This is a genomic window from Lentilactobacillus kefiri, from assembly GCF_009739535.1.
GTDB classification, from domain to species: domain Bacteria; phylum Bacillota; class Bacilli; order Lactobacillales; family Lactobacillaceae; genus Lentilactobacillus; species Lentilactobacillus kefiri.
Window position 1 is genome coordinate 606699 of record NZ_CP029971.1, and the last position, 24507, is coordinate 631205.

General features: G+C 41.9%; 19 protein-coding genes and 1 pseudogene. 9 read left to right on the top strand and 11 right to left on the bottom strand.

The features are described 5' to 3' along the window. Positions 1–84: 84 nt before the first annotated feature. The 3 genes from DNL43_RS03200 (at position 85) to DNL43_RS03210 (ending at position 3945) form a co-directional block, all read left to right on the top strand. Entirely contained in the window at positions 85–2487 is a 2403-nt protein-coding gene (locus DNL43_RS03200; protein ID WP_095344966.1) for a Xaa-Pro dipeptidyl-peptidase, read from the top strand. Positions 2488–2569: 82 nt separating this feature from the next. Further along, positions 2570–3094, top strand: coding sequence for a helix-turn-helix domain-containing protein (locus tag DNL43_RS03205; RefSeq protein ID WP_054769918.1), 525 nt, complete (start codon positions 2570–2572; stop codon positions 3092–3094). 26 nt (positions 3095–3120) lie between these two features. Beyond that, entirely contained in the window at positions 3121–3945 is an 825-nt protein-coding gene (locus DNL43_RS03210) for an IS3 family transposase (protein WP_235805510.1), read from the top strand. A 70-nt stretch (positions 3946–4015) separates the two neighbouring features. Here the strand turns inward: DNL43_RS03210 and DNL43_RS03215 are convergent, their stop codons facing one another. Beyond that, entirely contained in the window at positions 4016–5815 is a 1800-nt protein-coding gene (locus tag DNL43_RS03215; protein WP_082619726.1) for a DUF5776 domain-containing protein, read from the bottom strand. A gap of 289 nt (positions 5816–6104) precedes the next feature. Here DNL43_RS03215 and DNL43_RS03220 point away from each other — a divergent pair, with 289 nt between their 5' ends. From DNL43_RS03220 to DNL43_RS03230, 3 genes are all read left to right on the top strand, one after another. After that, positions 6105–6518 (top strand): hypothetical protein, encoded by a 414-nt coding sequence (locus tag DNL43_RS03220; protein ID WP_056981887.1) that lies wholly within the window; start codon positions 6105–6107, stop codon positions 6516–6518. A gap of 153 nt (positions 6519–6671) precedes the next feature. Next, positions 6672–7088, top strand: coding sequence for a hypothetical protein (locus tag DNL43_RS03225; RefSeq protein WP_056981885.1), 417 nt, complete (start codon positions 6672–6674; stop codon positions 7086–7088). 169 nt (positions 7089–7257) lie between these two features. Continuing rightward, complete coding sequence (locus DNL43_RS03230; RefSeq protein ID WP_054769466.1) at positions 7258–8058, top strand: spore germination YkwD domain-containing protein; 801 nt, start codon at positions 7258–7260, stop codon at positions 8056–8058. A gap of 834 nt (positions 8059–8892) precedes the next feature. On the opposite strand, the gene DNL43_RS03235 is transcribed toward DNL43_RS03230, so the two are convergent. From DNL43_RS03235 to DNL43_RS03265, 7 genes are all read right to left on the bottom strand, one after another. After that, the gene (locus DNL43_RS03235) at positions 8893–9327 is read right to left on the bottom strand and encodes a hypothetical protein (protein ID WP_054769465.1); all 435 of its coding nucleotides are present in this window, start codon (positions 9325–9327) and stop codon (positions 8893–8895) included. Positions 9328–9623: 296 nt separating this feature from the next. After that, on the bottom strand, positions 9624–10265 hold the full coding sequence (locus DNL43_RS03240) for an SDR family oxidoreductase (RefSeq protein ID WP_054769464.1): 642 nt from the start codon (positions 10263–10265) through the stop codon (positions 9624–9626). A 92-nt stretch (positions 10266–10357) separates the two neighbouring features. Beyond that, complete coding sequence (locus DNL43_RS03245; protein WP_056981883.1) at positions 10358–11182, bottom strand: aldo/keto reductase; 825 nt, start codon at positions 11180–11182, stop codon at positions 10358–10360. A 137-nt stretch (positions 11183–11319) separates the two neighbouring features. After that, positions 11320–12627, bottom strand: a complete 1308-nt coding sequence (locus DNL43_RS03250) for a hypothetical protein (protein WP_056981881.1) — start codon at positions 12625–12627, stop codon at positions 11320–11322. Positions 12628–12789: 162 nt separating this feature from the next. Next, complete coding sequence (locus tag DNL43_RS12060; protein ID WP_082619725.1) at positions 12790–14748, bottom strand: DUF5776 domain-containing protein; 1959 nt, start codon at positions 14746–14748, stop codon at positions 12790–12792. A gap of 138 nt (positions 14749–14886) precedes the next feature. After that, complete coding sequence (locus tag DNL43_RS03260; protein WP_056981879.1) at positions 14887–16110, bottom strand: MFS transporter; 1224 nt, start codon at positions 16108–16110, stop codon at positions 14887–14889. A 155-nt stretch (positions 16111–16265) separates the two neighbouring features. Continuing rightward, positions 16266–16916, bottom strand: a complete 651-nt coding sequence (locus tag DNL43_RS03265; RefSeq protein WP_056981877.1) for a hypothetical protein — start codon at positions 16914–16916, stop codon at positions 16266–16268. Positions 16917–17210: 294 nt separating this feature from the next. Between DNL43_RS03265 and DNL43_RS03270 the strand changes: the two genes are divergently transcribed. The 3 genes from DNL43_RS03270 to DNL43_RS03280 all read left to right on the top strand — a co-directional run bounded on the left by DNL43_RS03270 (position 17211) and on the right by DNL43_RS03280 (position 19793). Further along, positions 17211–17657: an Lrp/AsnC family transcriptional regulator gene (locus tag DNL43_RS03270; protein WP_056981875.1), complete on the top strand. Its 447-nt coding sequence runs from the start codon at positions 17211–17213 to the stop codon at positions 17655–17657. A gap of 203 nt (positions 17658–17860) precedes the next feature. Further along, positions 17861–19261: an amino acid permease gene (locus DNL43_RS03275; RefSeq protein ID WP_056981873.1), complete on the top strand. Its 1401-nt coding sequence runs from the start codon at positions 17861–17863 to the stop codon at positions 19259–19261. Between the two features lie 109 nt (positions 19262–19370). Beyond that, entirely contained in the window at positions 19371–19793 is a 423-nt protein-coding gene (locus tag DNL43_RS03280; protein WP_056981871.1) for a hypothetical protein, read from the top strand. 58 nt (positions 19794–19851) lie between these two features. Here DNL43_RS03280 and DNL43_RS03285 read toward each other — a convergent pair whose 3' ends face one another. From DNL43_RS03285 to DNL43_RS03295, 3 genes and pseudogenes are all read right to left on the bottom strand, one after another. Next, positions 19852–20235, bottom strand: coding sequence for an HsmA family protein (locus DNL43_RS03285; protein WP_054769459.1), 384 nt, complete (start codon positions 20233–20235; stop codon positions 19852–19854). Positions 20236–20387: 152 nt separating this feature from the next. Continuing rightward, positions 20388–21898 (bottom strand): annotated as a pseudogene (gene xylB / locus DNL43_RS03290) (xylulokinase). 28 nt (positions 21899–21926) lie between these two features. Next, positions 21927–24455, bottom strand: coding sequence for an excinuclease ABC subunit UvrA (locus tag DNL43_RS03295; protein ID WP_056981868.1), 2529 nt, complete (start codon positions 24453–24455; stop codon positions 21927–21929). Between the last annotated feature and the right edge of the window lie 52 nt (positions 24456–24507).

Sequence of the window (24507 nt, forward strand, 5' to 3'; positions counted from 1 at the left end):
CAATTTTCAAAAAGGCTTAAATCTTTCCTCGATTACCCGCAGACAATTGTATAATATCAATAACTTGAAATGAGGAGGCATTCGATGAAAATCAGCCAGTTTGCATATATTCCGACTAATCATCAAACTATCATCAAAGAATTGAAAGATACCCGGTTTTTAGACGCTCAAAACTTACATATTGAAAATCCGCGGGCGTTGTTCCGCAACCTGCTTATCAGGCTTTACTCAATGCATGAAAATATGACGACCCGGATTGAGAAGATAAGTGGCTTGCTGGCAACCCCCACCGAAAATGCCAACATATATACCAGCCAAACTGGGCCAGTGACAAAGAAAGCTTTCTACAACGTTGGCTTACAACTGCTGGGCTTTTTGGAAAGCCTGGACTTTTCGATAAATGATCCCTTGGCCGCAATGAACAAGATCGGCCTCCCAGTGATCGATGGACCAGACACATTCAACTGTGATCAACTCATTGACGCTTGGTATCGTCTATTAAATACCCGAAACAAATTTGGTCAGCTACTAATCGATTGGCTTGCCGGAAAGGGCTATTATCAGCAATTTGTCTCAGATGCCGATTTTGCCAAACCACTATTTTTCAACGGCAAGTCCCAAGCGGTTTTTGACACAAGCAGTCTGATTCGAGAAACCGTCTATGTCGAATCACCACTGGATACGGACCACGATGGCAAACGTGACCTATTAAAAGTCAACGTTATCCGACCAGCAGAAACCGACAGCGGGTTCAAAGCCCCAGTCATTTTTACTGCCGACCCATATTCGGAAGGCATGAACGTCAAATGGGCAGAAAAATATGCTCATGATAACCGCCGACCACTCAAGCGAAAGGAGCCCAATCAACTCACTTACACCGATGTTGAATATCACTACAAAGATGTTTCACTGCCGGCACCCCGAACCGTTAAAGGTGAAACCACCAAGGCTGGAGAGACTTTCAGCAAGCTGTGGTCATACTCTTTGAATGACTATTTTCTTGCCAGAGGCTTTGCGGTCGTCTATTCCGGCGGTGTGGGAACCCGCGATTCCGACGGTTTGCGAACAACTGGAACCAGAGCAGAAACCATTGGTGCAACGTCGGTTATTGAATGGCTTCATGGAGATCGAACCGCCTTTACCAACCGAACCGATCAAATTGCGATTAAAGCTTGGTGGTCCAGTGGTGAAGTGGGAATGACCGGCCGTTCGTATTTAGGAACGCTTTCGACTGCCGCTGCATTTACCAGGGTTAACGGCTTGAAGACATCCATTGTCGAAGCAGGATTAGCCGACTACTACGATTACTACCGAGAAAATGGCCTGGTTGTCGCTCCAGATGGTGATGATGCCGATGCCTTGGCTGAATATACTTTCAGCCGTCAGCAATCCGCCGCGGACTACGCAACCATCAAAGATAAGTGGCTGGCTCATTTAAAGCAAATGAAGCTTGATCAGGGCCATGACAGTGGCAGCTATAATCCATTTTGGGATGCCCGAAAAATCGAAAAAGTCAATCATACCAAGGCGGACATGCTGCTGGTTCATGGGCTCAACGACTGGAACGTCAAGACGTCTCAGGTGTGGAATTCAAGGAACCGGTTAAAATCCCGGCCAATCACTCAAAAGTTGATTCTTCATCAAGGACAGCATGAATACTTGAATAACTTCCGCTCGTTTGACTATACCGATATCGTCAATCTTTGGCTGACCAATAAGCTGTTCAACGTGGACAACCACGTTAACGACACCTTGGCTGACGTGATCGTCCAGGATAACGCCCAACCGGAAACTTGGACCGCCTACCAGGATTGGGGTGGCAGTGAATCCGAATCAATCAGTTATCCGCTAAACAATTTGATCAATTTAAATGAAAATAACTTCATTTCCGACCAACTTCCCGAAGAAGACTACAAGGCTTACGATCACGATTTGGATAAGTGGCATCATGACCTGTATTTCCGTGGCGGCTCTGAAATGGATTATCACTGTATCCGACTTTTGACCAAGCCGTTAACGGAAGACTTGGTGATTGACGGGCGTCCTTCAGTCAGTCTACAAGTGATGACCAGCCAAGGATTTGGCATGATTAGCGTTGCCTTGGTCGATTATGGAAAAGCAAAACGATTGACTGAAACACCTCAAACGATTGATTCAATGAGAATCCTGCAAGGATATCACTGGCGAAGAGACGACTTGAAGGAATTTCTGCCACAGAAAAAGGAAACCGACTTCAAGCGGATTACCCAGGCCCACATGAATATGCAAAACCGGGAAAACAGCTACAAGGTTGATGAACTAAAAGCAATTAGTTTCTATACATTGAATATCCCATTCCAGCCAACCTTTTGGCGACTGTTGAAGGGTCATCAGCTTGGACTTGTCATTTATGCCAGTGATATGGAATATACTGTGCATGGCAATCAGGATGTGATATATACCGTTGATTTGAAGAAATCATATTTGAACATCCCCAAATTGAGGTAAGCAAAAGAGCGTTCCAACATCAAATGGATGTGAGCTATACCCCCAAAGTTAAAGTAAAAACTTTAGCTTTGGGGGTATTTTTATGACTAAAATTTCAAAGACAATTAAACTATGTGCATTAATTGAATATTTTGATGGGCAAGGAGGTCTTAAGACCATTTCCAGTAAATATCAGATCGCACCATATCTTTTTAGAATGATGGTTGCGGCATACCGCACTCATGGTCCCGACGTGCTGTTGAATCCACCACAAGTAACACCTGAATTTAGAGTGGAAGTTGCCCATTGGGCAATTGCCAATAATGCCTCATACACTCAAGTTGCGGCTAAGTTTGGATATGTTGGTGCCAGACAAATTCAAATATGGAAAGAAATATATCGTAATCAGGGGCCAAATGGGTTATTGTCTATATCAAAAGGACGGAAACCCAAAATGACAAATAAACGTAAGAAACCGACTAAGAAGCGGTCAACCAAAAAGAAACTTTCACCAGAAGAAAATCGTCTTAAGCAATTAGAAGCTGAAAATTTGGAGTTGCGAATCAAAAATGAAGCGTTAAAATTATTGGCCTCGATGAAGCAACGAACAAAGAACTCGCACAAGTAATCTGCACACTCGAGGCCAAATTTAAGCTGGCTGACCTTTTACGGGTCTTGCCAATTTCACCAGATACTTTTTTCTACTGGAAGCATCAATTCAAGCTGCCAAACAAAGATTATCACTTGCGGTACTTGATTTCCCGCATCTGGAGTCAGGATCATCATATGGGTGTTCTACGAATTACCCAAGCCCTCCTGAATGATTTTAACCTTAAGGTCAACCATAAGCGTGTTTATCGGCTGATGAAGGAGTTGGATATCCAAGGGGAAGGTTATCGCAAGAAGATCCGCAAATATGATTCCTCTAAAGGTCCTGAAGGAACTAGAGTCAAAAATAAGTTACGTCGCCGTTTTCAAACCGATCGGCCAAATCAGAAGATGGTTTCCGATGTCACTGAATTTAAGATCCCCGAAACTCAGGAAAGAGTGTATTTCGAACCGATAATGGATTTATACAATAATGAGATTCTAACCTTTGCCATTACTGCCGGCAGTCCCAATCTTGAATTTGCCATGAAACCATTGGATTCCCTAATTGACTTAATACCAAACCAACCATACAAGCAGTTCCTGCATACGGACCAAGGTTGGCAGTACCGACATCGAGCATGGCAGAAGAAACTAAGAAACGCTCACATTACACCCAGCATGTCTCGACGAGCAACTTGCTTAGATAACGCCTGTATAGAAAGCTTCTTTAACAAGTTAAAAGTTGAGTTAGGAAATCTATCCAACTACAATTCCGCTGAAGAATTGATAGCGGCTATTAAAAAGTGGATAATCTACTACAATACTGAACGAATTCAAATGAAACTAAGCGGCACATCGCCGATAAAATATCGACTCCGTGCCGCCTAGGAAAGACAAGCAAATACTTACTTTAACTTTTGGGGTACACCTCAATGTTGGAGCGCTCTTTAATTTTGGATTAATAATTACCTTTAATCACTAATTTCTTGTTGGCAGTAATGTAATCACCGTTGGTCAGTTGATAACGAGTGGTTAAATTGTGCTTAACAATCTTCTTAACTCTTAAGTGCTTGCCAGTCTTGTAAGTTCCGGTTCTGCCAGTGAGGTTGACGTGTTTATATGAATGAATCCCTCGCTTGGAGATAACCGTAATCTTGCGATTCTTTGGCAAAGTCTTGTAATAGACGCTTTCAACATACTTCTTGTTAGCTGTAATGTAGCCGATCTTACCATCTGTCTTGGTTCCATGGTTAACATCCCGCACTTTGTAACGCAATGCACCACCGTTGGAACGGGCATAACCTAAGACAACGAACATGTGGCGGTTAACCCGCTTGCTGATAGGATAATAGGCCATTCGTTGAGACTTCTTGAAGTTAGCATTCTTGTACATGTAAATACCCTTGGTTGAGTATACTGCGGAGCCTTTAGTGGCAGCGTAGTTTGGTAAACCGGTTCCGTTCAAACCATTCGGCTTGGATGGGTTCCAGTTCGGGTTGGTTGGGTTGGTTGGGGTAACGGGTGTCGTTGGACTCGTTGGCGTATTCGGTGTGACACCGCGTTGACCGACGGTAACTTTGACAGTCTGAGTAATACCTTTATACGTATATGAGATGTAATAAACGGCACCAGCATCTGAAGTATTTACAGCATTAACAGTATTACCATCAGAATTTTTAATAGTTGTTGTCACATTAGTATTTGAAGGTGTTACTCCATTACCATTTGCATCTTTCAATATGGTAATACCATTGAACTTTTGTGAATTCCAATTGCTACCATAACTAACACTAAAATCTTTAGTGGACATAGAAGACAGTTCCGTTGTTGTTCCAGGAATCTTGATTGTGACACCATCATAAGTATATGTGACATCCCAACTACCTGGTGTATTAGTTGGCTCAACAACGATAGTGGCTTTACTGTGATCGGCTTCTTCAGTTGCATTATCCTTAAATAACTTTTTAATATTGCTCTTAGCAGCATTTAGCAAATCATTATAAGTAGCTGCAGAAAGTGATTCTTGATTTAAAATAATGCTCTTAAATGCTGTGATCCGAACATTTAAATGAGTATTGTAAGCCACGTTATTTCCATTAATAGGAACAGTATCCCTGGTGTAACCAGACTTGGGATTACTGTAATCATAATTGGGATTAGGTATCAGTGGCACTTGCATCTGAATTGAATTGCCACTAGTTAGAAATTGCCAAGATGTTATACCTGCATTACTAAGCTTTCCAGCGTATAAAGCCAACAATGGCGATGTATTGCTAAAAGTCTTAGTGTAGTGACTGTTTGCATAACTATATCCCTTGTCAAACGTACTTGGAACGTTGATTTGCAGATCTGATTGTCTGCTGGAATCGTAAATTAATGTTAGTGGATCATACTTAGGATCAGTTGGTGGAACAGTATTAGTTATCTGAGGTAGATTCAGAATACTTTCGACATTTGCTGTTACACCAGTGTTATTAGTCAAGGTATAGTTCTCAATCAAGTCTGAGTATTTTTGAGTATTGTAATAGACTTGTGCAGGATTAGCATATGTAGCACCGTCAGAAGCTTTACTTTCCCCAATGGTTTGTTTATTACCTTGCTTATTAGTCGCAGTAAATGAAATAGATCCTTGCAATTGTGGTGTGTCCGCAGAAACACTTGCGGTTTGCCCAGATAAAATGCCAACTAAAACAAACGTTGCCACAACAACGATTAACCGCAGTGAGCCTGTAACTACACTCTGTACCTTATTTATCATAAAAAGTCCCCCCCTATTAGCCATGTCGTTATTCATTTCAATTTGGTGAGTGAATATCGATACAAGTTAATTTTAGCACAACAAATTAAACAACATGATTATCATTTATTTAATCGTTAGATTATTTTTTCATCCAGTTGACAATGCATTTTGTCAATATAATTAATACATGAGAAAAACAACCAAATTAATCCATTAGCTTCAATTTCTCCTTGCGCCCACATTCAATGAATCATAGAATATAAATGAATAGTAATAGAAAAATTCATACATACAAAGGAGTCCCAGCATGAAAGCAAGAAAATTACTCTGGACAATCCTGGCAGCCTTGTCCGTTACCCTATTTTTAGGGATCGCATCACAACCTGCCATGGCCAAGAATGGTACCACACCAGTCGCTCTCCGCGGCACATGGCATTCAACAACCAGCAAATCACGTTATGTCATGAAGATTACCAAACATTCAATGTCTGGTTACCGATACAGTAAAAAGCTCCATCGCACAGTCAACCACAGCACGGTTACCGGCAGTCACTTGTACAGCCATTACATTGGCAAAGGCTATTATGAAATTGGAATTGCCGAAAGTGACGCGGTTTCAGACTTCAAGCCAATGCACTACCATGGTAAGAAGGTTCTATATGAACACCTTGGCTATTTTAATTATGGTCATCGCCACCAGATTTGGTATCGTGGAAAATAGTGATTTAAGCCACTGGACATTCCGGTGGCTTTTTCTGACGGTTCCAATGAGTGCTCTATCAACCCTATAGCATTACGCAAATCAATAACCAAGCATATTAGGCAACAATTGCAGTCTTTCATGCTATATTTGTGGCGTAAGGGGGCTAATATTATGAAACTTAAGCAATTATTTTTATTCGCAGCTTCAGCATTTTCACTTACATTGGTTGCTGGATTTGCCGGACAACAACCGGCAATCGCCAAGAATGCCACTACGCCAACAAGTGTCCGGGGTGCTTGGCATCGAACAACAACTAAGTCACGTTATGTGATGATCTTAAAGAAGCAATCAATGACCACTTGGCGTTACAGCAAGAAACTCCACAAAGTTGTTAATAAGCGTTATGTCAATCCAAAGCAGCTTTATGTCAACCGCACCAAGAAAGGCTTCTACGATATCGGATTGAAGAATTCCGATGCTTATTCTGCATTCAAAGCCAGCCATTACAAGGGCAAGAAAGTTTTGATCGAGCATACAGGCTTCTTCAATAAAACTGGTTCGCAACAACTTTGGTACCGTGGTAAATAACAATTATTTCGGTCACTGACATCTTTGCCAGTGACTTTTTTATTTCCAAAAATCCAATTTAATTTCAAAATTCAGATTTATTTCTAAACGTCTCCCTAATTCTTTGCTACAATGAAAATGTAGCTTAAGAAAATCTTAAGAATTTCATGTCCATATTGGGGGGATATCAATGAAATCAACAAGTAAATTATTAACAATTCTCAGCTTGTCGCTTGGCCTGATTGGCGCATCCGCCTTCGGGATCAATGCCCAAGCCAAAACAACCACGGTTAACTATGTATCAACAACCGGAAAAGTATTAAGAGCACCAATTACTTATACAACCAAATCAACAAAATCAAGTTATTATTACAATCCAAAAGCAAGTTATCCAACCAGCGGAGCCGGATATATCAAAAAGATCCCGGGTTACCTGCCACACAAGGTTCCTCAAACTTACTCTGCCAGCAACATGCCAACCTCACTCAACGTGACGTACATAAAAGAGTCAACGCTTGCCAAGAAAGTCGATAAACAATATCTCAAGCAAATTAATGCTTATCGAAAGACAAAGGGACTCAAGGCGTTCAAACACAATGCATCTCTTAAAGCTAAAACCGTTGTCCGTTCAAAAGAATTATGGCAAAAGTTGAGCCATGTTCGACCAAACGGCCAATCATACAATTCCAACAATAGTGGTTACGCTGAATGCATGGCAGTTTTGCCAGCGTACTTCCTACCAACCGGTATCACCACTTACAATTCCGGCCAGGGTGCAATTTTGACATACAATTCCAACGGTTATGTTTCATATAAAAAGACCGCTAAAACTGCCAGTCATGAGTTATTAACCTGTGATGCGCTTCACCGTGACACCGAATTAAACAACTGGGCAACTTATAGCGAAGTTGCTTTCAGCTTCCACGATGATGGATCAGCAAAGATGGCTCAATTATTTGAAATGGCCAACAATCCAAATACTAAAATGTAAGAATGAAGGAGGTTCGAGCAAAACAATCAGTTTTGTTCGAACTTTTTTTGTTTTACAAAAAAATCATCCCTACTAAATAATTCAGAACGCACAAAAAAGGCCCTGCTCGCATACAGGACCTTTTTCAGGGAAATTCATATTGAGGGGTATTTCATGAAGCTAAGAAATTGTTGGGGTTTCTTAGTAATTCTTGTTGGGGTAATCTCTTAATCCAACACAGAGCCAAATGCTTTGTGCCTTCATTTTCGATTGATTTAAGAATACTTCATTTAGCTTAAATGGACCTTAAAATTCAAAATTTAGATCATTAAGAACAAAAAGAAAAGTCCTGCTCGCATACAGGACTTTCCAAGGGAAATTTTATATTTCATATTGAGGGGTATTTCATGAAGTTAAGAATTTTATTTTGTTGGGTAATTCTTAGTAATTATTTGAGGGGTGAATATTATATTTTTGTGAGATATGAGTGATACCAGGGATTCTCCATCGCATCAGTCCTTTCAATATCTTCGTGAGTTTCAGCGCACGGTCTTAAATTAACTCGTTGTGATACTTTCGGTTTTAATAGCAGCTCCAAACAACAAACCTCGTATGCCGGTTGGAACTGTGACGCTCATAGTGATACTTGGTTTTTAACTGAGTCTTCATTAGTTTGTGCAAGTGATCCTTCCTTTCGCATCGTCATTTGTCGTGGAGCTGATTGGGAAATCATATTAGGAGTTTGGTGCAGTTGTTTGAGTTGTGTTCCGCTCGCCTCCTTTCTTATTTGATTGTCTACAGATTATCGCATCCATCTTAAACGAAGCTTAAATGGAAAAATAAATTTCAATTTTATCATTCAACTGTCAGGCCTCCTTGGTAATTGCCGGGGTAACTTCCAATAACTTCAATTGTGTAAGTGCCTTGATTGACGTTCATAGAACCACTGGCGGTTCCTGAATCAACATCAATGGTTTTGTAGACACTACCGTTTTTATAGATCCTAATTTTAAATGGTTGATTGCTCTCGTCACCGCGGGCTTCAATTTCTGTCACGTGATATTTCAAAACGGTGTTATTTTGGAGAGCTTCAACTTTTTCCTTAAATTTGACGGCCTGACTTGTGGATTTAGTCTGCCGATACTCGAATGGACTTTGATCTGAAAGTGCTACTTTTCTCATGGTTTCAGTTCGAACCGCAGACGCGTCAGCGACTATCGTTGGTAAAAATGTTGTTCCAAAGATTGTCATAACCGCGCCGGCCATATAACCGATTTTCTTTATGTCCAATCTATCAATCCCTTCTTGGTTAAGAATATGTTGATTTGATACTTAAATAGTGAAATTAGTGATGCGGGTGATTGTTCATTGGCATCGCTCCCTTCGTTATTGAATGGTTACAGATTATCGTTGGGGGCTTAATCCAAACTTAAAATCGACAATGAACGAAATTCCTTAATTAAAACGCAAATCATTTTAGATAATCGCAAAAATTAGACAAAAAAATGCTGGACCAGCGTTTCCGCTTGAATCCAGCATTCTTAATGCTTTGTGGGCCACGATCACTAAGATGCAGCTAACTTAATTTAATACCAAGAAGGCTTGTCACCATCCGTATTCGGTTGATTGACACCAACTGAATGGCGAATCTCTTTACTTGGATCATTAATAATTTTAACGACAAAATCGGCAATACTCTTTCGTGAAACTTCGGTTCCTTTAAAGGGTTCACCCTTCTGAGTCGTTTCGTAACTGACAATGTCCTTATTGGATAACCAAGCCGGCCGAATAATCGTGTAATCCAGGTCGGACCCTTCAATCACCTTGGCTGCTGCAGCATAGGTCTGCAGATAACCACCATCAAGTTGTTGGTGATTCCATTTACCAAACTCGCCCGGAACTTCATCGTAAATTCCCAAGGTTGAGATCCAGATCAAGCGTTGTAAGGTGGTCCGATCAATTGCGCCAACAACGGTTTTAGCTTCATCTTCAATGTTTTTGCCACTCAAATTAGCATAAACAATGTCGATTCCGTCAAGAGCTTTAATGATTGCCTGTTTATTAGTGGCATCCCCCTCAACAACGGTCTCTCGTTTAGGATCGGTTACTTTCAAACGACCCGCGTTTCTCAAAAATAGCGTCAAATGGTCATCGGTCTCATCCAGCAATTGCTTTTCGACCAACTTTGCAATTTGCCCATTCGCACCTAAAATCAATACATTTGTCATAAATGACGTTCCTCTTTTCAAACAGTATCTGTTTCTACTGTACCAAATTACAGCAAAAAACGGGCCGCAAAAGCTTGCGATCCGTCAATTTGTTACATATCAGTGGCAGTTAAACCATTTAAAATGGCCATATCATCCGGACTAATTTCAAAGCCCAACTGCGTGTTATTTTTAATATGAGCTTGATGGGTTGCCTTTGGTAATGGCAGTACGCCATTTTGAAGGACAAACTTAATTGCCAGTTGAGCAACGCTGACACCGTATTTGTCGGCAATCTTTTTAATATCAACATTTTCAAGGATGCCGCCAGTTGCCAATGGTGAATAGGCTTCGACCAGCATCCCGTTATCCTTGGCAAACTGCGTAATTTGTGGTTCCGTATAACCGACAAAGTAACGAATCTGGTCGACCATCGGTTTGACATCCGCATGATCCAAAATATTTTGAAGATCATGGACATTAAAGTTGGAAACCCCAATTGCTTTAACCTGGCCACTGGCATAGATGTCCTGCATGGCTTTCCAAACTTCCACGTTAGCTGCGTCATAGTTGGTTGAGCCACGCTCACCCCATGGCCATGGTGCGTGAATCAGGTACAAGTCCAAGTATGAGAGGTTCAAGGCCTTCATTGTGGAACGAAAATCCGCAATCGCCCCATCATAGGACTTGGTTGCGGCTGGTAATTTTGATGTCACGAAGACGTTTTCCCGATCCACGTCAGAATCAAGAATTGCTTCGCCAACACTCTTTTCATTTCGATATGCTTTTGCGGTATCAATGTGACGGTAGCCAGCTTTGAGTGCCATGCTGACAGCGTCATAGGTGTCTTGGCCGCCTGGAATCTGCCAGGTACCAAAGCCCACTTTGGGAATTTGAATACCATTATTTAATTCATAGGTATCAGTTAAAATCGACATTTAAAATGCCTCCTTTTAATTTTGCGAGTAATTATATTATGAGCTAGTTGTCACAAAAAGGTAAGCAAAACACCTTTAAATTAAAGATGTGAAAAAATGACGTTCAAATTCGGAAATGAATTTGAACGTCATCACTTTTATCGCTGCGGCAATGTATAGTACAGCTTTAATGTATCACCATACTTGGCATTTGTGTTGGCGGAAATTGTTGCTTGTTTGTTGAAATAATAAATCGGTGTTGTTAATGAACCATCAGCGTTGGTGACCGTTACCCCGGTCAATGACGACAACTTGTTGGGATCTGAGAAAAGTGCGTTTTCAAAGACCTTTGCCGGAACGGCTCCTTGCGTTTGACTTGAGAAGATTGTCATCTGGGCATCGGTTAAGATTGGATAGGTATTACCTTTCAACTGCGATGGACTAATCTGCTGGCCGGTATTCGTCAGGTAATATGCAACTGGCGACAAAAAATTAGGCTTTATCGGATCAACGTAAATCAGATAGTCGTCAGTTCCGATTGTCACATTTGCCGGTTGATTAGTAGGACTTTGGGTACCGCTAATCTTATAACCGGTTGGGACGTTCTTGGTAGCAATGTCAGTTAACTGAGTAGCGTTTTGAAGAATGTCACCTAATTTGGCACCGTTGCTTAAGCTGGCACCGGCCTTTAAATCAGTTTTCTGGATAATCCAGGTATAAGCACCGACAGATTGACCGGCAGAATTAACATAGTTGATTTTGACACTATTATCTTTGGTAGCCTGTTGAGAATCCGGTGCACTGACACCCCCGGAATAAACCCAGCCGACAATTGCGGAATTCTTATCGTCGGTCACTTTATAATACAAATACTGTTCCCGAGTCTTGACGGCAGCGTCCGTAATCGTAAACGTGTCACCTGGATTGTAAGTACTCATATCAACTTTTTTGGCTTTATATTGGGACCATTTGGGATCAACCCATAAAGTGTATTTCTTAGGGTTGCTCAGCGTATAGCCGGTCTTTTGCAGTGGCAGATCGGAATTGCCCATTGTGTTGGCAAGGTTCAAGCCCCCGCCAAAGGTTCCGGTCGTTCGGCCGCCATAAATCCAGCCCCGATAAACACCGTTAAAAGAAACCACCTTGTAGTAAACTGCGCCACGGTTGGTGGTTGCAACTCGGTAAGCCCGGAAATATTGGCTTGAGTCCTTTGATGAACCATATCGCTGCAAAGTATATTTTGAAGCAATAATTCGAGCGCCACGAAGGGTCCCAGCCTTTGTGTACAGGGCGTTGGTTCCGTTTGTGGTAACGTTGCGGTTTTGTGGTGCCGTCTGCATGACTTCATTAGACGTTATTTTAGCGTATGATTTGGCACTGGCATTGCTGGTCAAAAGGCCACTTGCGGCAAACATTGATGCCGCAGCCAGTCCAAAATAAAATGATTTCTTTAAGTTCAAAATCATGAAATTCACTCCCCATATTCTTTCTTCGAACAACATATTAATTAAATGTTACCATTTTGAAATTTAATATGGTACATTTCTTGACTGAATTAATCAAATCGACTTGAGGTTGTAACGCGGAAGACACAAAAAAGCCGGAGTGAACTCCAGCTTTTATTGAAATTAATATTTACCTTGAATGACCAATTTCTTGTTGGCGGTGACATAGTAGCCATTTGATAATTGATAACGGCTTGTCAGATTATGACCAACCAACTTCTTAACTTTCAAATGAGTGCCCTTCTTGTATGACTTGGTTTTACCAGTCAAATTCTTATTCTTGTAAGTGTGGACACCCTTCTTGGAAATAACGGTAATTGTCTTATTCTTTGGAATTGATTTGTAGTAAACATTGACGACATATTTCCGGTTGGCAGTGATATAGCCAACTTTGCCGGCAGTCTTCTGATGGTGGTTAACATCCCGAACTTTATATCTCAAAGCCCCACCGTTTGAACGATCATACCCAATGATGACAAACATTGGCCGGTTTGTTCTAGCTGCTTTGGGATATGTGGCAATTCGCTGTGACTTCCTAAAGGTCGCATGCTTGTACATATAAAGCTTCTTGGTTGCGTATACCGCTGAACCTTTAACTGCAGCGTAGTTTGGTAAACCTGTGCTGCCATTCCCATTGGTTGGAGTCGTTGGATTCCAGTTAGGGTTGCTTGGCGTTGGTGTAGGTGTTGGATTTGTCGTCGGATTTACAGTCTTACCGCCATTATTGCTTCTTCCTGGAACAGTGACCTGAATCGTCTTACTAATCGTCCGCTTTACAGAATCTGAGTAAACTGCTTCATAAGTGTATGTCACATTATAAACTCCGGGTGTACTGGTATTCAAAGTACCATCAGCATTGATCCGGCCATTATTAGACGTTACTTTCACATTATCTTTAGTAACCGGAATTTTGGATGTATCAGAATTATCTTCCTGTTTAGGATCATAGAGGGTTACATGATCTAGTGGATTCCATTTTGCACCTTGATTAACCGTCGCATTATCAGCAACTAAAACCTTAACGACCTGCCAATTAATACCGCCAATTCCATTATTAGCCATAATTTTACGTGCATATTTGAAATAATCAGGATTTGAAATGTCGCTTATTCCACCGCCCAAACGTGCAGTGAATGTTTCATAGGTTAACAGATTATTGTAACGCCAGACAGGTGCATAGTCTTTTGTCTGCAACATATCCCAGAATTTTTGTCCATTGTTAGCGTTCATCTTATCGCCAACCACTCGGTATTCCTTATTCACAAACAATGTTGAGCCATCACTTGTGCCTAATCCGCGATAAAAGTTATCAGTTTCAATATCATTGCTGAAATTGAATTCAGGCATCAATGATTGAACGTCCGTAGCTTGTTGGTAATAGCCATCTTTATCTTTATAGGTGACAAGATACTGTCCCTTCATAAAGTCGGGATACGTTGTGACATCTATCGGCATTCCTATCTGAAAATTGAGCGTTGTCCCATCAAATTGCCAGTTATTTTCTCGAACCGGATAATTTTCATTAAACTGTGCGTCTTCGCCTTTGACGTATTCCATTGGAACTGAAACGTCAATCGACTGTTGAGGCTTCAAGGTACCATTAATGACAATATTACTATTACCATATGGCGTCGTAATATTGAATTGACTTGGAGAATTTGCTCCCGTAATCACAGCAGATTGCGCAGGATCACCAACTGGGAGAAATGGTGCAGAGCCACTGGTTAAGTCCTTGGGAAATCTCAAAAACTGTGCAACCGATATATCTGCTCCACCAGAAGGATTACTATTTTTCAGATATAAATGTTCATAAAAATATGGATTGTTTCTTAACGGCCAAGCATCATTGCTAATAATTGTACCTACGGGGGAGCCGCTGAAGTTTGAATTCTCTCCTCCAACAGAAATATACACTGCGTGTTCCAAACCATTCTGGTACTTAGCTGGCGTAGTGTATCTGGTACCACCGTTATAAAGAATCGAAGCTGCGTGTACACCCCCAGTAAAAGTAAATAGACCTATGATTCCAAATGCCATCATTAACAACAGATATTTGATCCGTTTGCGAATACTTTTTGACATCATCATACCCCCTCAATATAACCATTTTAATTCTGTTTTATTTACCTCTTAATTATACCAGTGGGCACTCAGCAAACGCTAAATTTATGTCCAAATAAAATAAAAAAGCATCCCACCCAGGAATGCTTAAACAAACATTTATTTTGAATGATTGACGACTTCAACGTGGTCTTTTTTGTAAGCCACAATGACAACCCCAATGTTAATCAAAACCAGGATGGCGGTCATCAGAAATACATAACGATAATCCAAAATTCCGGCGACCCCGGATGCCAACATTGGTCCAATCACGGCACCCATCGCTTGGAACGACTGATTATAACTGAAGATCCGGCTGACTGATCTCGACGGAGCTTCCAAGGTCATAACGGTTTGAGTGATTGGCAGAAGTGCCGCATTGGCAAGGCCAATCATGAATCGAAGAATTCCCAACATTAAAACGGTGGTAACGAAGAACATTGGGAAGTACACGACTACGGAGAAAATCAGACCAACAAGTAAAATTTTCTCTGGGCCAATATGATCCCCCAGCCTTCCAAGCGAAGGGGCAACCAATATTGTCGCAATACCAGGCAGTGCCGCAATCACACCACTTGTAAAGGCAACGTTCCCATGATCGTGCATCAACTCTTTAACAAACAAACTGATGATTGGGTTAATTGAAGTCGTAGCGGCCATGATGAGCATTGAAGAAATGATCATTGCCCAGACAACCCGTTTATGCTGGATCCCCTTAAAGGCATCTCTTAATCCTGTCTTGGCACCCTTCTTAACGGGTGTGAAGTCTTCTTTAACGAAGAACAGTGTCGACATTGATGCCAAGAACATCATGAATCCAAACATGTAAAATAGCAGTCGATAACCAAAGATTCCCGACAGATACCCACCGATAATTGGACCAACCAGCTGACCACCGACATTTCCAGTCGTCAAAGTACCCATTGTCTTCCCGCTATCTTGGGTGGGTACCTCACTGGCAATCAGTGCGTATGCATTATTAATGTAACCAGAGAAGGTTCCCTGGATAAACCGGATAATGATCAGGAACCACACATTAGGCGACAAGCCGGTTAGCGTCGCACTAATCGTCATCCCGATAGCCGCCCGCAACAGCATCGGCTTTCTTCCAGTCTTATCAGCCAAGTTCCCCCACAAAGGCGAAACGATGGCCTGACTTAAAAAGACTCCTGAGAATGCCAGTCCGGCATACAGCGTTAATTCCCACTTGGGGAAGTGCCCCATTGTACTGATAAACAATGGAAGAAACGGCATTGACATACTCGCTCCGGCACCCGTGGCAAAGTTACCGAACCAAAGTGCCCACAAGTTTTTCCTCCATTGCGGTGTTACAGATTTTGTCATGATTTTTCAAGACCCTTACTAAATTCGAATTTTAGATACAAAATTCATTATAGCTATTCATGTTGTATATGGCAATTATCAATTAGCGGACAAACAAAGCCGCCAGAAATCATATGCGAATTTCCGGCGGCTTTAATTAATCATTTATGCGGTCATTATTGGAAATCAGTACCAACTTTATTATTGGCTTCCGTTGTGTTATCCATGTACGTCTGATAGTTCCCATTGGGGTCGGTAACTAACTGATAATAAGATTTAATATCATCATATAATTGCTTTCGATTTTCAAAATCTGAGGAATAGTCAGAAGCATTTTGCGCCAAATCGTCAAATAAATTGTCGAGCTTTTCTTTTTTGTCTTGCAGTTTTGTCAATCTACCAGATTCAGTCCATTGTTCGAATAAAGCTTCTAACGCCTTGTTGAAATCAGTATATGTTGCGCCATTTACAGTCACATAATCATCATAAATAGCGGAATTCCAGACTTTTGTCGTCTTGTTATTCATTGTCTCCAACTCATCAGCAATTTCATATGCCAAAGGTTGAAACTCGTTAAGCGTATCTTGATAAGAATCCTCGTCATCTTCATCGGTGCTTTCTTCAGATTCATCATCCTCATTAGACATGTCCTCAGAATCAGACATTGAATTATCTACAACCTGTGGTTCAGATGCATATTCATGCCGATTAACTACCTCGGTAATTCCCGCGATTCCAAAAGCCATTACGGCAACAATCAGAACCGTCACACCAATTTTAATTTCTTTTGGGCTTCCAGATTTTATCCAACTAATAATTCTCTTCATTCAATGATCCTCCAACAATAAAATATATGTCCCCTCAGAACATCTATCACGTTAATAACGTCAGTCTACATAATTACTCTTTACCAAATACTTGTGGGGGTCATTGAAGCTGTTTATTGTATTTGTGTAAATTTCACCAGCATATGTATAAACTGATTCTAAGCAGAACAGTAACTATTGTACGTGATTGCATGCACCCACTCAACTGTTAATTTAAATTCGTGAATACTTCCACAGCAGCTGGTATTGTCCTGAATGGTATAATGTACGCAAAATATTTTAAGGAGAATTCGAATGGACAAATTAGATCGCAAAATTTTAAACATCATTCAAGAAGACGGCCGGGCTTCTGTCAAAAGCATCGCTGAAAAATGTTTCATTTCAGCTCCCTCGGCGTCCGTCCGTTTGCAGAATCTTGAAAGTCACGGTTTCATTAATGGCTACACTGCCAACGTGAACTATGAAAAGCTGGGCTATCTCATCAAAGCATTTGTTCGAATCGATGTCAGCTATGTTGAAATGCCCAAGTTCGTCGAATTCATTTCGAAGATTCCCAACGTGGTGGAATGTAACTATATTACTGGGGATGCATCGGTTCAGTTAAAGGTCTTCTATAAGACTATGACTGAACTGAATGAATTCAATGCTTCTCTGAAAGACTTTGGTTACAGTCATACAAACGTTACTTTTACAACGAATATCGGGCCCCGGCCACTCAAGTTACCTGAAGATGACAAGTAAGAACAACTTGAAAAAAGTTTTTTATTTTCATAGGCAAATTGGTACTTCTGCCTTATTTTCATGAAAAAATAATCAAAATCACAAAATGATGTGAAAACTTCCTCCCAAAACCATCGAAATCGCACACGGTGGTGTTAGTATAATGGCAAATTAATTAGAGGCCTCTAATTGAGTTAACCATTTTACAGAGAGGAAGATTTTTAATGCAAAAAAATGAAGTAACCGAAAATGCCGACGGCACGATGCGCTCATTAAGCAATCGCAACGTCCAAATGATCGCAATCGGAGGCACGATTGGAACTGGGCTGTTCTTAGGTTCAGGAACAACCATTAGTAAAACCGGTCCATCAATATTATTAGTTTATTTAGTTTTAGGTATCTTTTTCTTCTTAATGATGCGGGCAATTGGTGAAATGCTTTATTCCGATCCATCACAACACACCTTTGTTTTCTTCATCACCCGTTATCTTGGACCGACAGTCGGTCACTTTACCGGCTGGACTTACTGGTTGGGCCTATCGTTTTGTGCGATGGCTGAAATCACTGCCATCTCTACATACGTTCAATTTTGGTTTCCAAACATTCCATCGTGGATTATCCAATTAGTCTTCTTGGGAACTTTGGCATGTGTCAACTTAATTGCCGCAAAGGTCTTTGGTGAAGCCGAATTCTGGTTCGCCCTCATCAAAATCGTTGCCATTCTGGCATTGATTGCGACCGGTGTCTTTATGATGTTCAGTCATTCAGTAACCCCACTTGGCCATGCTTCAGTTCAAAACATTTTCCAGAACTTCAGCATGTTCCCACACGGCGGCTTAAGCTTCATTTCAGCCTTTCCAATGGTTTTCTTCGCCTTTCAAGGAATCGAATTTGTTTCAATCACCATTGGTGAAGCCGAAACGCCACATCGAATTATCAAAAAAGCCGTTAATGAAACGCTGCTCAAAATTTTAATCTTCTATTTTGGTGCCCTGATCGTTATCATGGGAATCATTCCTTGGACTCATTTGACTCCTGCCAGCAGCCCATTCGTTCAAGTATTCAAGCTGGCCGGATTCCCTGCAGCAGCTGCCATTATTAACTTTGTTGTTTTGACATCTGCTTCATCTTCATTAAACAGTTTTATCTTCTCAGCCGGTCGCCATTTCTACCAGCTCGCAACAGAAACCCCAAAGGACAGCTTCATGAATCGCCATTTCGCCAAGATCTCCAAGAATGGTGTACCTGCCGCTGCCATCACCTTTTCCGCTCTGTGCCTTCTCATCACACCACTGATGAGCTTAACCAATGCCACCGCGTCAGTCTTTACCATCGTCGCTGGTTCATCAAACGACATGTACATCATCGTGTATGCCTTGGCAATGATTGCTCACCGGAAATATCGTGAATCAAGTGACTTTCTGCCGGATGGCTTTAAGATGCTATGGTACAATTTCACCAGCCCACTGACAATCGCCTTCTTCGCTATTATCTTCGTCACATTGTTCTTCATCCCTGAAGACATTATCGGAGCTGTCGGTGCCATCGTTTGGACCATTGTTTTTGGTGGTGTTACCTACCTGCATCAACGCAGTATGGCACTTGCCAATGCTGACAACAATTAACAAAGTCAGCTGGAAATAACAAATTTCTGAAATTTTAATCCGCTTTTACCGTGTTGTGCTATGCTGAATTTGTTCCAAAAAACTGTATTATTTATTGGAGGAAATCAGCGTGAAGATACGTAAAATCTTTGTTGGGGTTATCGCAAGTTTGTTGTTGCTGTTTAGCGGGATGTTCTTAGTCCACTCTACTCAAGCAGCAGTTCATTATGGGACACCAGCTGCATTACATGGCAAATGGAAGTCCAGTTATATTAGTGGATCCGGTCGATTTAAAGGCCACAGCACATTAAGTATTCGCGGCCACCATGTAACTTATAACGATGTCCATGGCATTCGTCGGGAATCAATTTTCAAAACCAAGTATTCAAAGTCCGGCCGAATCTACACTATTGTTGGTCGAATGTATGATAACGCCCCAGCTAGTGGGATTAAAAAGGCCATGAAAATCAAAGTCTACAATCATCACAAGATTTATTTCAAATTACTCGGTCAACACTCACATAGTTTAAACCGCGTTTACACGAGATATTAAAGTTAAATAGCATCATAATAAAAATTCGCTCGTATTGAGCGGATTTTTTTGTGCGTTCTTAGCTGGTCATCCCCATAACCAAGCCGGCCACATATGAAATTAACCAAAACATCCAGACAACCAAGCTAAACTTGTGGAAATTGGTTTTGGACTTCTGACTGCCCACCCCAAGCACATACGCTGCCCAAAGAAAATGAAATGCCATCAGGACAATTGCCGCAACGCCGGTGACCAGATGTAAAGCAGGCGTGGCAGCGCTGGATGAGCTGGCAATCGAAGACATGATCGTTGTTCCGGTAGTATCAAATACCAATCCCATGCCAAAGAACAGAATTTGCTTGAGTCTGAGAGAACCGGCCTTTCGTTCCGAGAAAACGCCGATTGTATAAAAGACCAGTGCCAGGGAAATAGTGATGATTGCCGCAATTAATTTGATGTTCATAATTTGTTCCTCCATTATTATTAAAATGATTTTTCATTAGTGACATCGTGTCACTTTTCTTGATGAATTAAGAATAACATATCAGTGACACTGTGTCACTGATTTTGGATAAAAAAATAAACCATCCATTTTCGGATGGCTTATAAAGATTGTTAATCCCTGTTTTCACGACGAAAATTCACTAAATCGCGACTAATTTCTTTTGTACTTGGATAAATTTTTTGATAAATCCTGTGTAGCTTTTGGTATTTGGCAACATTGTCCGGCTGCGGTAAAAAGACATCTTTAAAATGAACGAAGGTTTGAGCGCATTCGTGGAAATTATTGAACCATTTCATACCGACTGCCGCAATCATGGCAGCACCCAGTCCTGGGCCCTGTTCATTTTTCAAAGAGATCACTCTTACATTAAAAACATCGGCTTGAATCTGCTGCCACAGCGGGCTCTTAGCGCCACCACCAATTGACACAACTGTATCAAATTGATTGCCCTTCTTTTCGTACAAATCAAGAATATCTTTAAAGGAAAAGGTGATGCCTTCCAACACTGCCCGGACAAAATCATGACGCTTCTGACTGCTGTCGACGCCGATAAAGCTGCCGCGAATGTCAGGATCGGCATAGGGAGCTCGTTCCCCAACAATGTATGGCGCAAACAAAAGCCCATTTGCCCCAACAGAAGACTTGGAAGCACTTTGAACGACTTCAGTGAAGTCCTCCTCAGAAGCAAATGTCTTTTTGAACCAGCTGAGTGAATAGCCGGCTGCTAATGTGACTCCCATCGAATAATACGCATCCGGAATGGCATGATCTTCGTATTGGAGAACCCCATCATAATTGGTTTCTTTTTGGGGTTCATACTTTAAAATCACGCCTGAAGTCCCAATACTGGATAACACTTTATTAGGACTGTCGATGCCAGCACCAACCGCGCCACAAGCGTTATCAGCGCCACCGGCAAATGTTTGGGTATTGGTGGATAAACCAGAGTAGCCGGCATACCAGTCATCAATATGACCCGTCTCATCAACGGAACGAACAAGTTGCGGACACAGGGTTCTCGGAATTTCAAACGCATCAAGGATTTCTTGACTCCAAGTTTGGGTATTCACATCCAACATAACAGTTCCAGTTGCATCCGAATAGTCAATCGCCAGCTTGCCTGTCATTCGAAAACGCAAATAATCTTTTGGCAGCAGCATTGTTTCAGCCTGTTTAAATATTTCTGGTTGATTTTCCTTAACCCACAATAGTTTAGGCAGGGTAAAACCTTCCAGCGGTTGATTATGGGTAATTTCCACAAACCGGTGACCCATCTTGGCCATAATTTCCTGGCGCTGCTTGGAAGACCTGGTGTCATTCCAGAGCATCGCTGGCCGTATAACCCGCTGCTGCTTATCCAATAACACCAGACCGTGCATCTGACCGGAATAGCTAACACCAACAATCTGTTCCGGCTTGAGCTTGTTTGTAAGATTAACCGCACGATTGAAACAGTTGTGGCACTGACCCAATCTTCAGGATCCTGCTCAGCATATCCTGGTTGGGGCTGGCTGATCGGAAAGTCCATTTGCTCTTGAGCAATAATTTTACCAGTTCTGGTAACGGCAGTGACCTTCACGGAACTCGTTCCCAGGTCAATGCCCAACACACAATCAGTCATGTAAGCTCCTCCTCAAAAACAATCGAGTTTATTTTGAATCAAATTTCTTAAAATGTTCAGCCAAGTACTTTGTGGTTAAGCTTTGAGGATTTTGAATTAAATCCTGCGGTCGGCCCTTGGCAACAATTCGGCCACCCTGATCTCCACCGCGGGGACCCATGTCAATCAGGTAGTCCGCATTGGCCATCAAATCCAAATCATGAGTAATCATTAAGACCGTTGCCCCTTGGTCGATCAGTTGTGAAAATACCTTCAGCAATACATGCACGTCCAGTGGATGCAGGCCGACTGTTGGTTCATCAAATATGAACAGTGTGTCATTTTGGCGGCTCTTCATGTGAGATGTCAGCTTTAATCGTTGAGCTTCACCACCTGAAAGACTTGGCGTTGCTTCACCAAGATGTAAGTATCCCAGCCCCATTTGCTGGAGAACCTGAAGGGTTTTCAAAATTGATTCATCGTCTTTGAAAAGCTTAATTGCATGATCAACATCATAGTCAAGAACGTCGGCAATCGACATCCCCTGCCATTTAATTTTCAAAATATCCTGGTTGAACCGTTTCCCGTGACACGTTGGACAAGTCTCAACCATATCCGGCAGATATTGAATATCCAGTGAGATTTCACCGGTTCCACCACATGATGGACAGGCCCCCTGCTTGTTATTATAGGAAAAATAGCTTGGGGTATAGTGATGCTTTTTGGCATCGGGCAGTTGGGCAAACTTTTTTCGTAAATTATCCATAATATTGGTATAAGTGGCCAGAGTTGATCGGGCATTCTTACCAACAGGTGTCGCATCAACACTGACAATGTGTTTCATTTTCCCCGGTTCAAATTGACCAATATAGCTTGGCAATGAATGGTTATGGAACTTGGCGTTAAAGGCATCCAGCAGGCCATCCAAGACCAGCGTCGTTTTACCGGCTCCGGAAAATCCAGTAACCGCAATCAGGCGATTAATTGGAAAGTCGGCAGTCACGTTATTCAAATTAAAGCGCTGCTTAATCGTCAGCGTCATGGACCCTTTGGCAAATACATCCTCATTGGAAACCTGACGGGTCATTAACTGCGCTTTACCCGTCAGAAACGGTCCAATTAATGAATGACTGCTTTGACGAATCTGGGCGGGCGTCCCCTGGTCGATGACTTGACCGCCATTGACACCGGAACCTGGTCCGATTTCAATAATATAATCAGCAGAATTGATAATAGCCGTCTCATGATCAACAACGACCAGTGAATTACCCTGTTCAACCAGTTGATGAAAGATTTTAATCAAGCCTGAAACATTGTCCGGATGAAGCCCTACTGAGGGTTCATCCAAAACATACAAGACACCAGTCGTCTGGGTTCTTAATGTCCGGCCAAGCTGAATTCGTTGAAGTTCGCCGGTTGAAAGCGAAGCACCGGCCCGATCCATCGTCAAATAGTCCAGTCCCAAATCAAGCAATGGCTGAGTTTGATTTAACAATTCAGTGGTCAAATTGTTGGCCAATTTTTGCATGTTATCCGGAAGCCACTTCTTAATTCGCTCAACAAATGCCGGCAGCTCACCAATTGGCATGTGACTTGCCTGGGCAATATTCGTCCCATCAATTAACTGACTTAATCGGCTGGGATTGATTCGGGTACCATGACACATTGGGCAGGTGAAGAAACGGTAGAAGCGGTTCAGCCGTTTCAATGCGATCTCACTTTTAGTCGTCTTCATGCTATCTTCAATGGCGTTATAGGCATTTTCATACAAAGCGTTGTCCATATGAAAGACCCGGCCGTTTTTGCTGGGGATATCAATGGCATAGTGCTTTTGCTGACCATGCAGGACCATGTCTTTTTCTTTGTCGGTTAATTGATTGTAAGGAACATCGATTCTTACGCCGGCAGCCTGCGCCACAATTGGCATAAAGTTTCGGCCCGGTGTCCGCCAAGCTGCCACGGCACCGTCACGAATCGTCTTGCTTTCATCACCAATCAAGGTATCCGGGTCAATTTGTTTGGTAATTCCCAATCCCTCACACTTAGGACAGGCACCATCCGAATTAAAGGCAAAGTCTTCAGCACTGAACGCATGAAATTTAACGCCACAAGTTGGACAGGTAATCACGCCCATTTGGTCACCCATCACGTCCATCGCTTCGGCAATCTTAATCGTTGGTGGAACTTGATGGCCGTTTGGACACTTAGGTGATCCAAGACGGGAATACATGAGCCGCAAAACGTTAAAGATTTCAGTCATCGTCCCGACAGTCGAACGGGCACCGGGAACCGTTGGCCGCTGACGTAATGCCAGCGCAGACGGAATGTGTTTAACCGAATCAACATCAGCCCGGCCAACTTGACTGATTCGTCGCCGAGTGTAGGTGGCCAATGAGTCAAGATAACGTCTGGCACCTTCTGAATAGAGAATTCCCATCGCAAGAGAAGACTTCCCGGAACCTGAAAGTCCCGAAATCGCGACAAATTTATGTAAGGGAATATTAACGTTAATATTCTTTAAATTATTCACTTTTCCACCAATCACTTCAATATGATCGGGTAACTTAGCTGCTGGCATATGATGACTCCTTTCGGGAATGTTGTTGGTTTAATTGTAACGCAGATAAATA

What these genes read in the sequence shown, in the direction of transcription:
- DNL43_RS03275 (WP_056981873.1), top strand. Translation starts at nt 17,861, where the DNA reads ATGCAAAAAAATGAAGTAACCGAAAATGCCGACGGCACGATGCGCTCA.
- DNL43_RS12060 (WP_082619725.1), bottom strand. Translation starts at nt 14,748, where the DNA reads ATGTCAAAAAGTATTCGCAAACGGATCAAATATCTGTTGTTAATGATG.
- DNL43_RS03295 (WP_056981868.1), bottom strand. Translation starts at nt 24,455, where the DNA reads ATGCCAGCAGCTAAGTTACCCGATCATATTGAAGTGATTGGTGGAAAA.
- DNL43_RS03215 (WP_082619726.1), bottom strand. Translation starts at nt 5,815, where the DNA reads ATGATAAATAAGGTACAGAGTGTAGTTACAGGCTCACTGCGGTTAATC.
- DNL43_RS03225 (WP_056981885.1), top strand. Translation starts at nt 6,672, where the DNA reads ATGAAACTTAAGCAATTATTTTTATTCGCAGCTTCAGCATTTTCACTT.
- DNL43_RS03260 (WP_056981879.1), bottom strand. Translation starts at nt 16,110, where the DNA reads ATGACAAAATCTGTAACACCGCAATGGAGGAAAAACTTGTGGGCACTT.
- DNL43_RS03200 (WP_095344966.1), top strand. Translation starts at nt 85, where the DNA reads ATGAAAATCAGCCAGTTTGCATATATTCCGACTAATCATCAAACTATC.
- DNL43_RS03285 (WP_054769459.1), bottom strand. Translation starts at nt 20,235, where the DNA reads ATGAACATCAAATTAATTGCGGCAATCATCACTATTTCCCTGGCACTG.
- DNL43_RS03220 (WP_056981887.1), top strand. Translation starts at nt 6,105, where the DNA reads ATGAAAGCAAGAAAATTACTCTGGACAATCCTGGCAGCCTTGTCCGTT.
- DNL43_RS03270 (WP_056981875.1), top strand. Translation starts at nt 17,211, where the DNA reads ATGGACAAATTAGATCGCAAAATTTTAAACATCATTCAAGAAGACGGC.
- DNL43_RS03250 (WP_056981881.1), bottom strand. Translation starts at nt 12,627, where the DNA reads ATGATTTTGAACTTAAAGAAATCATTTTATTTTGGACTGGCTGCGGCA.
- DNL43_RS03240 (WP_054769464.1), bottom strand. Translation starts at nt 10,265, where the DNA reads ATGACAAATGTATTGATTTTAGGTGCGAATGGGCAAATTGCAAAGTTG.
- DNL43_RS03265 (WP_056981877.1), bottom strand. Translation starts at nt 16,916, where the DNA reads ATGAAGAGAATTATTAGTTGGATAAAATCTGGAAGCCCAAAAGAAATT.
- DNL43_RS03230 (WP_054769466.1), top strand. Translation starts at nt 7,258, where the DNA reads ATGAAATCAACAAGTAAATTATTAACAATTCTCAGCTTGTCGCTTGGC.
- DNL43_RS03205 (WP_054769918.1), top strand. Translation starts at nt 2,570, where the DNA reads ATGACTAAAATTTCAAAGACAATTAAACTATGTGCATTAATTGAATAT.
- DNL43_RS03245 (WP_056981883.1), bottom strand. Translation starts at nt 11,182, where the DNA reads ATGTCGATTTTAACTGATACCTATGAATTAAATAATGGTATTCAAATT.